This window comes from Mycobacterium sp. NGS56, assembly GCF_059812425.1.
The window spans coordinates 627,061-640,131 of record NZ_JCALCQ010000001.1 but is presented as its reverse complement, the minus strand read 5'-3'; the positions used below and the strand labels follow the sequence as shown (position 1 = coordinate 640,131).

At 66.8% G+C, this 13,071-nt stretch carries 11 protein-coding genes; 4 read left to right on the top strand and 7 right to left on the bottom strand.

Going from position 1 to position 13,071, the window contains the following annotated elements; all coding sequences use genetic code 11:
- Nucleotides 1-68 precede the first annotated feature (68 nt).
- Complete coding sequence (locus AC5Y4F_RS02980) at nt 69-917, top strand: aldo/keto reductase (protein ID WP_499995054.1); 849 nt, start codon at nt 69-71, stop codon at nt 915-917.
- Between the two features lie 8 nt (nt 918-925).
- On the opposite strand, the gene AC5Y4F_RS02975 is transcribed toward AC5Y4F_RS02980, so the two are convergent.
- The 7 genes from AC5Y4F_RS02975 to AC5Y4F_RS02945 form a co-directional block, all read right to left on the bottom strand.
- On the bottom strand, nt 926-1,528 hold the full coding sequence (locus tag AC5Y4F_RS02975; RefSeq protein ID WP_067930076.1) for a DUF1707 SHOCT-like domain-containing protein: 603 nt from the start codon (nt 1,526-1,528) through the stop codon (nt 926-928).
- A 131-nt stretch (nt 1,529-1,659) separates the two neighbouring features.
- Nucleotides 1,660-2,484: an enoyl-CoA hydratase family protein gene (locus tag AC5Y4F_RS02970; protein ID WP_067930075.1), complete on the bottom strand. Its 825-nt coding sequence runs from the start codon at nt 2,482-2,484 to the stop codon at nt 1,660-1,662.
- Nucleotides 2,484-3,650: an acyl-CoA dehydrogenase family protein gene (locus tag AC5Y4F_RS02965; RefSeq protein WP_499995051.1), complete on the bottom strand. Its 1,167-nt coding sequence runs from the start codon at nt 3,648-3,650 to the stop codon at nt 2,484-2,486. The genes AC5Y4F_RS02970 and AC5Y4F_RS02965 overlap by 1 nt, the downstream gene beginning before the upstream one ends.
- Nucleotides 3,647-5,635: an acetyl/propionyl/methylcrotonyl-CoA carboxylase subunit alpha gene (locus AC5Y4F_RS02960; protein WP_499995049.1), complete on the bottom strand. Its 1,989-nt coding sequence runs from the start codon at nt 5,633-5,635 to the stop codon at nt 3,647-3,649. Before AC5Y4F_RS02960 ends, AC5Y4F_RS02965 begins: the two co-directional genes overlap by 4 nt.
- Nucleotides 5,636-5,640: 5 nt before the next feature.
- Nucleotides 5,641-7,230 (bottom strand): acyl-CoA carboxylase subunit beta, encoded by a 1,590-nt coding sequence (locus tag AC5Y4F_RS02955; protein WP_499995757.1) that lies wholly within the window; start codon nt 7,228-7,230, stop codon nt 5,641-5,643.
- Nucleotides 7,231-7,232: 2 nt separating this feature from the next.
- The gene (locus tag AC5Y4F_RS02950; RefSeq protein WP_067930063.1) at nt 7,233-8,381 is read right to left on the bottom strand and encodes an acyl-CoA dehydrogenase family protein; all 1,149 of its coding nucleotides are present in this window, start codon (nt 8,379-8,381) and stop codon (nt 7,233-7,235) included.
- Nucleotides 8,378-10,108, bottom strand: coding sequence for an acyclic terpene utilization AtuA family protein (locus AC5Y4F_RS02945; protein ID WP_067930061.1), 1,731 nt, complete (start codon nt 10,106-10,108; stop codon nt 8,378-8,380). Before AC5Y4F_RS02945 ends, AC5Y4F_RS02950 begins: the two co-directional genes overlap by 4 nt.
- Before the next feature lie 285 nt (nt 10,109-10,393).
- On the opposite strand from AC5Y4F_RS02945, the gene rpmF reads away from it, so the two are divergent.
- The 3 genes from rpmF to AC5Y4F_RS02930 all read left to right on the top strand — a co-directional run bounded on the left by rpmF (nt 10,394) and on the right by AC5Y4F_RS02930 (nt 13,008).
- Nucleotides 10,394-10,567: a 50S ribosomal protein L32 gene (gene rpmF / locus AC5Y4F_RS02940; protein ID WP_036454720.1), complete on the top strand. Its 174-nt coding sequence runs from the start codon at nt 10,394-10,396 to the stop codon at nt 10,565-10,567.
- Nucleotides 10,568-10,736: 169 nt separating this feature from the next.
- Complete coding sequence (gene mprA / locus AC5Y4F_RS02935) at nt 10,737-11,423, top strand: two-component system response regulator MprA (protein ID WP_067930060.1); 687 nt, start codon at nt 10,737-10,739, stop codon at nt 11,421-11,423.
- A gap of 16 nt (nt 11,424-11,439) precedes the next feature.
- A complete protein-coding gene (locus tag AC5Y4F_RS02930; protein ID WP_067930059.1) occupies nt 11,440-13,008 on the top strand; it encodes a HAMP domain-containing sensor histidine kinase in 1,569 nt (522 codons plus the stop codon).
- Nucleotides 13,009-13,071 lie beyond the last annotated feature (63 nt).

The following is a 13,071-nucleotide window of genomic DNA, read 5'->3' as shown; positions in this document are numbered from 1 at the left end:
GATGCGGTTCCGCATCCGGGTAGGTGTGCTCTGGGCTGGGTACAGGGCCTCGAAGAAGGAGGAGACGCATGAGCCAAGTGCCAACGATCGAACTCAATGACGGTGTCAGCATTCCGCAGCTGGGTTTCGGTGTGTTCCAGATCAAGCCCGACGAGACCGTCGCCGCGGTGCGGACGGCGCTCGAGATCGGCTATCGACACATCGATACGGCCGAGATGTACGGCAACGAAAGGGAAGTCGGACAAGGCATCCGCGACGCGGGTCTGGACCGCGGTGAGGTCTTCGTCACCAGCAAGCTCAACAACGGGTTCCACAAACCCGACGATGCGCGTCGCGCCTTCGACGACACGCTGAAGAACCTGTCTTTCGACTACGTCGATCTGTTCCTCATCCACTGGCCGCTGCCCACGCTCTACGACGGCGACTTCGTCTCGACGTGGAAAGTCCTGGAAGAGTTCGCGCGCGACGGACGCGCTCGCAGCATCGGTGTCTCGAATTTCCAAGTCGCACACCTGGATCGGCTCGCCGACGAGACCGACACCGTCCCGTCGGTCAATCAGATCGAGCTGCACCCCTACTTCGCCAACGAGGAAGTCCGGGCGTATGGACGCGAGCACGGCATCGCCACCGAGGCGTGGTCGCCCATCGCCCAGGGCCGAGTGCTCGACGACCCGGTGATCAACCGCATCGCCGACGCCCGCGGCAAATCAGCGGCACAGGTGGTGTTGCGCTGGCACATCCAGCGGGGCGACATCGTCTTCCCGAAATCGGTGACGCCGCAGCGGGTCAAGGCCAATTTCGAGCTGTTCGACTTCGAGCTGGACGGCTCGGATATGGACGCGATCTCAGGTCTGGACAAGGGGGAGTCGGGACGCACCGGCCCAAACCCCGACACGTTCGATTTCGTGCCCGACTGAAGATTCTGCTACCCGCGCGGGCGGCGAGCTTTCCGCGCGATGCCGACGCCGCCCCACAGGGAGAAGCCGCGGATGCGTACGGTCGGCGCGCCGGGCGCGCCCTGCCCGACGACTTCGCGGTCGAAGTTTCCCATCACGCCGCGGCCGTGCACCTCGACGTTGACCTCGGGCGGCAGCAAAATATTCTGCACACCCATAATCGACATCGCATGTATGTCGACCTCGGTCGAGGTGAAGTCGGCGTAGCGCAGATCGACCACCCCGCTGCCCCACAGGGTGAAGGTGGTGAGCTTCTTGGGGACGTTCCAACGGCCGCGGCGCTCGAAGCCGCTCATCAATGCCAGCAACAGCGTCGACGGCGCCGGATTGGGCTTGCCGCCGCGGCGCGGGCTGACCGGGGTCTCCGGCAGATCGGCCCGCAGCCGATCCAACTCCTCATACGTCGTCGCCGCGTAAGCCCTGGTCAAGCGGTCTTCGTAGTCGTTCAGCTGCAGGCGGCCCTGTTCGGCCGCATACGCAAGCAGCTGCGCAGTCTGAATGCGATCAGTATCAGCTGCGCGCGACGGCTCGCCGCGCGTGTCCTCCGCATCCCGTTGCGTTGAGTTGCTCATCACCAACGAGCCTACGACGTCCAGGTTTTGCCGCAAGAGAAATGGCTAAACTGCAACGTCACGCCCGCCCCTGCCGCGCCCCGGGCCGGTGCGCCGGGCCTTTTTGGACATCTGGCTAACTTCTCGGCCGGCTAACGGGCCCAGTTGGGTGGACGCTTCTCCAAGAATGCCAGCATGCCTTCGCGGGCTTCGTCGGACACGAAGAGCCGGGCCGATTCCTCGGCGAGCCGCTCGGCATCGCGGTCGAAACGTTCCAGCACCGCGGCCGTGGTCAGTGCCTTGGAAGCCGCGAGGCCCTGAGGCGAACCACGGCCGATATCGGAGACAAGTTGGTCGACCGCGGCGTCGACGTCCTCGGTGGCCTCGGTGATCAATCCGATCTCGGCCGCCTGGCCGGCGTCGAACGTCTCGCCGGTCAGGTAGTAGCGCGTCGCGGCCCGCGCGGACAATTTCGGCAGCAGCGTCAACGAGATGATCGCCGGCGCGACGCCGATCCGGGCCTCGGTCAGAGCGAAGGTGCTGCGCGGGCCGGCGACCGCGATATCGCAGGCACCCACCAGACCGAACCCGCCCGCCCGCACGTGCCCGTTGATCGCGCCGATCACCGGCAGCGGCGAGGAGACGATGGCCCGCATCAAGGCGGCCATCTCGCGGGCCCGCGCGACGGCCGTGTCATATGCCGACGGTGGCGACCCGGCTAAGCCGCCGTCGCGATCGCCCCTGGGATGACCCCCGCCGGCTTCGCTCAGATCCGCACCGGCGCAGAAGGTGCCGCCGGTGTGGCCCAGCACCACCAGCCTCGCCGCGGGATCGACAGAGGCATCGCGCAGCCCCTGGTGCAGCTGATTGACCAGCGTGGCGGACAACGCATTGCGGTTGTGCGGTGAGTTCAGCGTCAGTCGCGCGTAGGGCCCGCCGGTCCTGTCGGGACCGGCGTATTCGACGAGAGCATCCATCAGTAGCTTCGGGGCAGGCCCAGCGATGTCTGCGCGACGAAGTTCAGCACCATCTCGCGGCTGACCGGAGCGATGCGGCCCAGCCGGGCCGAGGTCAGCATGGCCGCCACGCCGTACTCCTTGGTCAGTCCGTTGCCGCCCATCGACTGCACCGCCTGGTCCACCGACCGCGTGGCCGCCTCGGCCGCAGCGTATTTGGCCATGTTCGCGGCTTCGGCCGCGCCCATGTCGTTACCGGAGTCGTAGAGGGTGGCGGCCTTCTGCATCATCAGCTTGGCCAGCTCGACCTCGATGTGGCACTGCGCCAGCGGATGTGACAAACCCTGGTGCGTGCCGATCGGCGTGCCCCACACCTGGCGGGTCTTGACGTAGTCGGCGGCCCGGCTAAGGGCGAAACGTCCCATCCCGACGGAGCTCGCCGCACCCATGATGCGTTCGGGGTTGAGTCCGGCGAAAAGCTGTGCGATGGCGGCATCTTCGGCGCCGACGAGGGAGTCGCTGGGTAGGCGGACATCGTCGAGGAAGACCTGGAACTGGCGCTCGGGGCTGATTAATTCCATCTCGATCGGGGTGTAGCTGAAGCCCGGCGCGTCGGTGGGCACGACGAACAGCGCGGGGCGCAACTTGCCGGTCTTGGCCTCCTCGGTGCGGGCCACCACCAACACCGCCTGCGCCTGGTCGATGCCCGAGATATAGACCTTCTGGCCCTTGAGGATCCAGTCGCTGCCGTCCCGGCGGGCGGTTGTGGTGATCTTGTGCGAGTTGGAGCCGGCGTCCGGCTCGGTGATGGCGAACGCCATCGTCAGCGTGCCGTCGGCGATACCGGGAATCCAGCGCTGCTTCTGCTCCTCGGTGCCGAACTTGCTGATGATGGTGCCGTTGATCGCGGGCGAGACGACCATCAGCAGCAGTGCGCTGCCCGCGGCCGCCATTTCCTCCATGACCAGCGACAGCTCGTACATTCCGGCGCCGCCACCGCCGTACTCCTCTGGCAGGTTCACCCCGAGGAAACCGAGTTTGCCTGCTTCCGACCACAATTCGTCGGTGTGCTCATGCGCGCGGGCCTTACGCAGGTAGTATTCGCTGCCGTAATTGGCCGCCCAGGCCGCCACCGACTTGCGTAGGGCCTGACGCTCCTCGCTCTCGATGAAGCTGGTGTCGGTCATGCTTGATCTCCTTCTGATTTCGGCGCTTCCACTCTTGCCAGCACAGCGCCAACTTCGACTTGCTGACCGGTTTTGACATCGAGTTCGGCGAGCACCCCGTCGACCGGGGCGGCGATGGTGTGTTCCATTTTCATGGCCTCCAGCCAGATCAATGGCTGGCCGGCGGTGACGGTGTCGCCGATCGCGGCGCCGAGCCGGATGACACTGCCGGGCATCGGCGCCACCAGTGAGCCCTTCTCGACGGTCGAACCCGGTTCCGGGAACCGCGGCTGCGCGATCAGGTGCACCGGCCCGCGCGCGGAATCCACATAGACATCGGAATCGCCGGCGCGGTAGCGGCGTACGGCGAAGCTGTGGTCGACGCCGTCGACTCGCAGCACCACGTCATTCGCCGTGGCCGACACCAACTGCACCGACGGGTCTTCGGGGAGCACCAAAGCGGTTCTGGTGAAGCGGTATTGGACGAGGTACTCGTCACCCTGGTCGTCATGATAGGTCTTGGTCTGGTGGCCTGATGCCAGATTGCGCCAGCCGCTGGGAACGGTCCGCAGCACGGGCGCTGTGGCGCGGTTATGTGCGGCATCGGCGAGTGCCGCCGCGATGGCGGACAGACGGATCACCGCGGTGTCACCGAGTGGCGCCGCCAATCGCGCCAGGCCGTGGGTGTCGAAAAACGCTGTGTCCGTTGCGCCGTCGAGGAACGCCGGATGCCGCAGGACGTTCACCAGCAGATCGCGGTTGGTGCGCACCCCGTGCACACGGGCCCGGGCCAAGGCGTCGGCGAGAATCAGCGATGCCTGACGGCGGGTCGGGGCGTAGGAGATGACCTTGGCCAGCATCGGGTCGTAGTGAATGGAGACGGTGAATCCGTCGACGATGCCCGAGTCAACCCGAATCCCGGTCCGCTGCCCCAGCGAGCCGAACTCAGTCCGAACCGACGGCACCTCGAAAGCGCGCACCAGACCGGCCTGCGGCTGCCAGTTCTTCGCAGGGTCCTCGGCGTAGAGTCGCGCTTCGATCGAATGCCCTTGCGCGACAGGAGGTTGTGCGCCGAGACGGTCGCCGTCGGCGACGGCGAGTTGCAGTTCGACGAGGTCGAGTCCGGTGGTCTCCTCGGTGACGGGGTGTTCGACCTGCAGCCTGGTGTTCATCTCCAGGAAGTAGAATTCGCCGCCGTCGTCGGCCAGGAACTCCACAGTCCCGGCCCCGGTGTAGCCGATGGCCTCGGCGGCCAGCCGGGCAGCGTCGAACAGCTTGGCGCGCATGCCCACGGTGCGCTCCACCAACGGCGCCGGGGCCTCCTCAATGATCTTCTGGTGGCGGCGCTGGATTGAGCATTCGCGTTCACCGACGGCCCAGACGGTGCCGTGGGTGTCGGCCATGACCTGCACCTCGATGTGGTGCCCGGTCGGTAGATACCGCTCGCAGAACACCGTGGGGTCACCGAAGGCGGACTGCGCTTCGCGACGCGCGGCCTCGACTTCGCCGGACAGAGCGGCTAATTCGTGCACGACCCGCATGCCGCGGCCACCGCCGCCCGCGGACGCTTTCACCAGCACCGGCAGCTGCGCTTGCGTGACAGTCTCCGGGTCGAGTTCTTCGAGCACCGGCACGCCCGCCGACGCCATCAACTTCTTGGACTCGATCTTGGAGCCCATGGCGCGCACCGCGTCCACCGGTGGCCCGATCCACGTCAGCCCGGCGTCCAGGACGGCGGCCGCGAAGTCGGCGTTCTCCGAGAGGAACCCGTAACCGGGGTGAATCGCGTCGGCGTCGGCGGCACGCGCGGCGGCGATGATGGCCCCGGCGTTGAGGTAGTCGCTGGTCTTGTCCAGCCGCACCCGGGCATCGGCCTCGGCGACGTGCGGCGCGCCCGCGTCTGGGTCGGTGTAGACAGCGACGGTGCCCAAGCCGAGCCGGCGGCAGGTGGCGAACACCCGGCGGGCGATCTCGCCTCGGTTGGCGACCAGAACTCGAGTAACCATGGAGCTCACATCCGGAAGACGCCGAAGTTCGACGTCCCCTTGATCGGGCCATTGGCGATGGCGGACAGACACATTCCCAACACGGTGCGGGTATCTCGCGGGTCGATCACCCCGTCGTCGTAGAGCATCCCGGACAACACCAATGGCAGCGACTCGGCTTCGATCTGACCCTCGACCGCGGCCCGCATCGCCGCGTCGGCCTCCTCGTCGACCTGCTGGCCGCGCGCCTCGGCCGCCGCTCGTGCCACGATCGACAGCACGCCCGAAAGCTGGGCGCCACCCATTACGGCCGACTTCGACGTCGGCCACGCGAAGAGGAACCGCGGATCGTAGGCGCGCCCGCACATGCCGTAGTGGCCCGCGCCGTAGGATGCGCCGATCAGTAGCGAGATGTGCGGGACCGTCGAATTGGACACGGCATTGATCATCATGGAGCCGTGTTTGATCATCCCGCCCTCCTCGTAGTCCTTGCCCACCATGTAGCCGGTGGTGTTGTGCAAGAACAACAGTGGCGTGTCAGAGCGGTTGGCCAACTGGATGAACTGGGTGGCTTTTTGAGACTCCTCACTGAACAGCACCCCGCGCGCATTGGCCAGGATGCCGATCGGATAACCGTGCAACTGAGCCCAGCCCGTCACCAACGAGGATCCATATAACGGCTTGAATTCGTCGAATTCGGAGCCATCGACGATGCGGGCGATCACTTCCCGGGGATCGAACGGAATGCGCAGATCCGCCGGCACGATGCCGATGAGTTCCTCGGTGTCGAACAACGGCGCGGTGACCGGCTTGGGCTTCGGCCCCTGCTTGACCCAGTTCAATCGAGCGACCACTCGACGGCCGATGCGGATCGCGTCGAGCTCGTCGACGGCGAAATAATCGGCTAAACCCGAGATGCGGGCATGCATCTCGGCGCCGCCGAGCGATTCGTCGTCGGATTCCTCACCGGTGGCCATCTTCACCAGCGGGGGACCCGCGAGGAAGACCTTGGAACGTTCCTTGATCATCACCACGTGGTCGGACATGCCCGGGACGTAGGCGCCGCCCGCGGTGGAATTGCCGAACACCAATGCGATGGTGGGGATACCGGCCGCCGAGAGCCGGGTCAGGTCGCGGAACATTCGTCCGCCGGGAATGAAGATCTCCTTTTGCGTGGGCAGGTCCGCGCCGCCGGACTCCACCAGCGAGATCACCGGAAGTCGGTTCTCGAAGGCGATCTGGTTGGCCCGCAGAATTTTTTTCAGGGTCCACGGGTTGCTGGTGCCGCCTTTGACCGTCGGGTCGTTGGCCACGATCATGCATTCGACGCCTTCGACCACGCCGATGCCGGTGACCGTGCTGGCGCCGACCTTGAAGGCGCTGCCCCAGGCGGCCAGCGGGCTGAGTTCCAAGAACGGCGAATCCTGGTCGACCAGCAATTCGATGCGTTCACGCGCCGTCAGCTTGCCCCGGGCATGATGACGCTCAACGTATTTGGGCCCGCCGCCGGCCAGCGCGTTGGCCAGCTCGCCGTCGATCTGCTCGAGTTTCGTCATCGCCGCCGATGCCGCGTCGGTGAAGGTGGTGGCCTCCGCATCGAGGGTCGACTGCAGCACGGTCACGATTGATACCCCAGAAGTTTGGCGGACAGTGCGGTGAGGATTTCGGTGGTCCCTCCGCCGATGCCCAGGATCCTCATGTCCCGGTATTGGCGTTCGACCTCGGATTCGGCCATGTAACCCATGCCCCCGAACAACTGAACGGCTTGGTGGGCCACCCATTCGCCGGCCTCGACCGAGGTGTTCTTGGCGAAACACACCTGCGGAATCAGGTTGGTCTCCCCGGCGAGCTGCCGTTCCACCACGCTGCGCGAGTAGACCCGGGCGACGTCGATGCGACGGGCCATCTCGGCCAATGTGTTCTGCACCGACTGGCGCGATATCAGTGGGCGACCGAATGTTTCGCGGTCGCGACACCACTGGACTGTCAGGTCCAAGCACCGCTGCGCACTCGAATAGGCCTGTGCAGCAAGGCCGATGCGCTCGGAGACGAAGGCCTGGGCGATCTGGGCGAACCCGGTGTTCTCGGCGCCGACCAGGTTGGCCGCCGGGACACGGACGTCGGTGTAGGACAGCTCGGCGGTATCCGAGGACCGCCAACCCATCTTGTCCAGCTTGCGACTCACCTCGAAGCCGGGCGTGCCCTTTTCGACCACCAGCAGCGAAACCCCGCCCGCACCCGGGCCTCCGGTGCGCACCGCGGTGACCACATAGTCGGCGCGGACCCCCGAGGTGATGTAAGTCTTGGCGCCGTTGACGACGTAGTGGTCACCGTCGCGAACCGCGGAGGTCCGCAGATGTCCGACGTCGGAGCCACCTCCCGGTTCGGTAATGGCCAACGAACCGATCATGTCGCCGGCGAGCGTCGGGCGAACGAAGGTGTCGATGAGCCGCTGATCGCCCGAGGCGATCATGTGCGGCACCGCGATGCCGCAGGTGAACAGCGACGCGAACACTCCGCCCGGGGCTCCGGTGTGATGCATCTCCTCGCAGATGATCACCGCGTCGGCGCCGTCGCCGCCACCACCGCCGACAGATTCGGGAAAGCCCGCACCCAGCAGCCCGGCGGCGCCGGCGCTCCGGTGCAATTCGCGCGGCAGGTCGCCGGTGCGCTCCCACTCGTCGACGTGCGGCAGGATCTCGCGTTCTGCGAAGGCGCGCACCGTCTTTCGCAACTGTTCTCGCTCGGGCGTGGTCCAAAGATTCACAATAGACTCTCCGGGATGTCAAGGTAGCGGCCGCGAAGCCATTCGCCCAGCCCCTTGGCCTGGGGGTCGAATCGAGCCTGATAGGCGACGCCCTGGCCGAGGATGCCGTCGATGACGAAGTTCACCGCACGCAGGTTCGGCAGCACGTGGCGGGTGACGTCGAAGTCCACCGCTTCTGGCAGCAGCTCCTTGAGCAGCTCTACAGTCAAAGTGTTGGCCAGCCATCGCCATTGCTCGTCGGTGCGCACCCAGACCCCGACATTCGCCGAGCCGCCCTTGTCGCCGCTGCGGGCGCCGGCGACGCGGCCCAGCGGCACTCGTCGCGTCGGGCCGGCCGGCAGGGGGTCGGGCAGCGGCGGGGGATTGGCGGGCGCCAATGCCAAAGTCTCGGTGGCGCAGGCGATGTCGGTACGTGTGCCGTCGGCGTGGACCGCGACGTGCGGCACCTGGGCGACATCGACGAAGCCGGGCGTGAACACACCGTAGACCTGACCGTCACCCGGCGGCGCGGTCGCATGAAATCCCGGATAGCTGGCCAACGCCAATTCGACGGCGGCCGAAGAGAATTGACGTCCTACGTTGGCGGGATCGGGATCGCGCACGACGCAGTGCAGCAGGGCGCTGGCGGTTTCTTCGGTGTCGGCGTCGGGGTGGTCGGTGCGGGCCAGCGACCACTGCAGTTCGGCGGGCTTGACGGTGAGCGCGGCGTCGAGTTGCCGGCGCAAGAGTTCGGCCTTGGCCTCGATGTCCAGTCCGGTCAACACGAAGGTCATCGAGTTGCGGAACCCGCCGATGCTGTTCATCGACACCTTGTAGGTGGGTGGCGGGGCTTCACCGCGCACCCCGCTGATGCGCACGCGATCCGGCCCGTCGGACGACAGCTCGACGGTGTCCATCCGCGCGGTGACGTCCGGGTTGGCGTAGCGCGCTCCGGTGATCTCGTAGAGCAGCTGCGCGGCTACGGTGTCCACGCTGACCAGACCGCCGGTGCCCGGGTGTTTCGTGATCACCGAGGATCCGTCGGCGCTGACCTCGGCCAGCGGAAAACCGGCGTGGGTGAGGTCGGCCACCTCGGTAAAGAACGAATAATTGCCTCCCGTGGCCTGAACCCCGCATTCGATGACGTGTCCTGCGACCACGGCGCCGGCGAGTTGGTCGTAGTCGGTGCGGTCCCAGCCGAAGTGCGCAGCGGCCGCCCCGACAATCACCGAGGCGTCGGTGACGCGGCCGGTGACGACGACGTCGGCGCCGTGGTCGAGGCAATCGACAATGCCCCAGGCGCCCAGGTACGCGTTCGCGGTCAGCGGGTTGCCCAACCCGAGTTCGGCCGCGCGCGGCAACAGGTCGTCACCCTCGACGTGGGCGACTTGGGCGTCAATGCCCAGGCGTTCGGCCAGCGCGCGAATCGCGTCGGCCAGGCCGGCCGGGTTGAGGCCGCCGGCATTGGCGACGATACGAACCCCGCGCTCGCGGGCCTCGCCTAGACAATCCTCGAGCTGCGTCAGGAAGGTCTTCGCGTAGCCGCGCTCGGGGTGCTTCATCCGATCCCGGCCCAGGATCAGCATGGTGAGCTCGGCCAGGTAGTCGCCGGTGAGGTAGTCGACGTCTCCGCCGGTGAGCATCTCGCGCATGGCCGACAGCCGGTCGCCGTAGAACCCCGAGCAGTTGGCGATCCGGACGGCGCCGGAACTGCCCGAGGCGCCGGAGGCGCCGGAAGCAGAGGCCATGCCTGTCCTCCATTCACGAATTCACCGGTTCGGATCAACCAACCAACCGGTAGGTTAGCGGGTACCGTCGGTGCCACGTCAAGGATCCCACTTCGGAGTGAGAGACCCGTAGCGCGCCCGATGGGCGGGCGATCGGCGCGCGGCGCCCATTTTGGCGACAAGCGGACCAGCGACTATCCTGGGATGCGATCGTCGCCCGTTCGGCCCACCAGCCACGCCGCGCGACAGCCGAACTGCAAGTTCCACGTCGAATTACCGAAGCAACACGAGGAGTCAGGGCCGACCATGGCCGTACCCAAGCGCAGAATGTCGCGCGCGAACACCCGTAGCCGGCGCGCGCAGTGGAAGGCCGAGAAGGCCGAACTGGTCGGTGTGACGGTCGCAGGTCAGCGGCACAAAGTGCCCCGCCGGCTGCTCAAGGCGGCCCGCCTCGGTCTGATTGACCTCGACCGCCGCTAGCTCTGGATGGCGGCGGCCCGCTGCGCCCGGCTTTGCCGGGCTTGCGACCGCCGCGAACCTGGATGGCGGCGGCCCGCTGCGCCCGGCTTTGCCGCGCTTGCGACCGCCGCGAGTCCCCTCACGGCGCGCCTCTCAGGTCAGTCTCAGGCGGTGGGACGAAACTAGGGCCGTGCGAATATTGGTCGTCGACGACGATCGCGCGGTGCGCGAGTCGCTGCGCAGGTCGTTGTCCTTCAACGGCTACTCCGTCGAATTGGCCCACGACGGGGTCGAGGCCCTCGAACTGATCGCGAGCGATCGCCCCGACGCGCTCGTCCTGGATGTGATGATGCCGCGCCTGGACGGCCTCGAGGTGTGCCGTCAGCTCCGCAGCACCGGTGATGACCTGCCGATTCTGGTGCTCACCGCGCGCGATTCGGTGTCGGAGCGGGTCGCCGGGCTGGACGCCGGAGCCGACGATTATCTGCCGAAGCCGTTCGCCCTGGAAGAACTGTTGGCACGGATGCGCGCGCTGCTGCGCCGCACCAAGCCGGAGGACGACGCCGAATCGGTGGCGATGACGTTCTCCGACCTGACGCTGGACCCGGTGACCCGCGAGGTCACCCGCGGACAGCGCCGGATCAGCCTGACCCGCACCGAATTCGCATTGCTTGAAATGCTGATCGCCAATCCGCGCCGGGTGCTCACTCGCAGCCGCATCCTCGAGGAGGTCTGGGGGTTCGACTTTCCCACCTCGGGCAACGCGTTGGAGGTGTACGTGGGTTACCTGCGGCGCAAAACCGAAGCCGATGGCGAGCCGCGCCTGATCCACACAGTGCGCGGCGTGGGTTACGTCCTTCGGGAGACGCCCCCGTGACGATGCGGGTCCGTCGATGATCCGGTTTCCCCGGCCCCAACGTCCACCGCTGCGCCCACCGTTGCGCGCAACGCCCTCCCTGTCGTTGCGGTGGCGGGTGATGCTGCTGGCGATGTCGATGGTCGCCATGGTCGTGGTGCTGATGGCCTTCGCCGTGTACGCCGTGATTTCGGCCGCGCTGTACAGCGATATAGACAACCAATTGCAAAGCCGGGCGCAACTGCTGATCGCCAGCGGCTCGCTGGCCGCCGACCCGGGCAAGGCCATCGAAGGCACCGCCTATTCAGATGTCAACGCGATCCTGGTGAACCCGGGCCACGCGATCTACACCGCCCAGCAGCCGGGTCAGACCCTGCCGGTCGGCGCACCGGAGAAAGCGGTCATCCACGGTGATCTGTTCATGTCGCGGCGCACCGCGGGTGATCAGCGGATCCTTGCCGTGCACCTGCAGAACGGCACGTCGTTGCTGATCTCCAAGAGCCTCAAGCCCACCGAAGCGGTGATGAACAGGTTGCGCTGGGTACTGCTGATCGTCGGCGGTGTCGGTGTGGCGGTCGCCGCGGTGGCCGGCGGCATGGTCACCAGGGCCGGACTGCGACCGGTGGCACGTCTGACCGAAGCGGCAGAGCGGGTGGCGCGCACGGACGACCTGAGACCCATCCCCGTGTTCGGTAGTGACGAATTGGCCAGGCTCACCGAATCGTTCAACCTGATGCTGCGCGCGCTCGCCGAGTCCCGGGAGCGGCAGGCGCGGCTGGTCACCGACGCCGGGCATGAACTGCGCACCCCGCTGACGTCACTGCGAACAAACGTTGAGCTGCTGATGGCCGCGATGGAGCCTGGGGCGCCGCGGCTGCCCGAGCAGGAGATGGTTGATCTGCGCGCAGATGTGATCGCCCAGATCGAGGAATTGTCAACGCTGGTAGGCGATTTGGTGGACCTCACCCGTGACGACGCCGGCCAGGTGGTGCACGAGCCGGTCGACATGACCGAGGTCTTCGACCGCAGCCTGGAGCGAGTCAGGCGGCGGCGCAGCGACATTCATTTCGACGTCGACGTGACGCCGTGGCAGATGTATGGCGACGCCGCCGGGCTGTCGCGGGCGGTCCTGAACCTGCTGGACAACGCGGCCAAGTGGAGCCCGCCCGGTGGCCACGTCGGCGTCACCATGCGCCAGCTCGACCCGTCACACGCCGAGCTGGTGATCGCCGACCACGGTCCCGGCATTCCGCCGCAGGAGCGCCGCCTGGTGTTCGAACGGTTCTACCGCTCGACGACGGCACGGGCCATGCCGGGCTCCGGACTCGGGCTGGCGATCGTGAAAAAGGTGGTGCTCAATCACGGGGGACTGCTGCGTGTCGAGGACACCGTTCCGGGAGGCCAGCCGCCGGGTACCTCCTTTTATGTGCTGCTGCCCGGCCGGCCGTTGCCCGCCTCACCGTACGGCGCGGCCGCTGCGGAGCCACAAGCCGACCAGGTTGATGCCGCGCCCGGCCCCGCCCAAGCACCGGCCGGCAATCAGGAGAACTCTCGGGAATCGGCGAACGTTATCTCAGTGGACTCTCAGTCCGCGCGGGCAAGGTAGGTCTGCGACTACTGTTGAACCCAGCCGTCGACTTGCCGAAACACTGAGATAGAGGAAGAGCGA

Bases quoted from the DNA above. Each gene is read 5' to 3' on its own strand.
- AC5Y4F_RS02980 (WP_499995054.1), top strand. From the start codon at position 69: ATGAGCCAAGTGCCAACGATCGAACTCAATGACGGTGTCAGCATTCCG.
- AC5Y4F_RS02975 (WP_067930076.1), bottom strand. From the start codon at position 1,528: ATGAGCAACTCAACGCAACGGGATGCGGAGGACACGCGCGGCGAGCCG.
- AC5Y4F_RS02970 (WP_067930075.1), bottom strand. From the start codon at position 2,484: ATGGATGCTCTCGTCGAATACGCCGGTCCCGACAGGACCGGCGGGCCC.
- rpmF (WP_036454720.1), top strand. From the start codon at position 10,394: ATGGCCGTACCCAAGCGCAGAATGTCGCGCGCGAACACCCGTAGCCGG.
- AC5Y4F_RS02965 (WP_499995051.1), bottom strand. From the start codon at position 3,650: ATGACCGACACCAGCTTCATCGAGAGCGAGGAGCGTCAGGCCCTACGC.
- AC5Y4F_RS02960 (WP_499995049.1), bottom strand. From the start codon at position 5,635: ATGGTTACTCGAGTTCTGGTCGCCAACCGAGGCGAGATCGCCCGCCGG.
- AC5Y4F_RS02945 (WP_067930061.1), bottom strand. From the start codon at position 10,108: ATGGCCTCTGCTTCCGGCGCCTCCGGCGCCTCGGGCAGTTCCGGCGCC.
- AC5Y4F_RS02930 (WP_067930059.1), top strand. From the start codon at position 11,440: ATGATCCGGTTTCCCCGGCCCCAACGTCCACCGCTGCGCCCACCGTTG.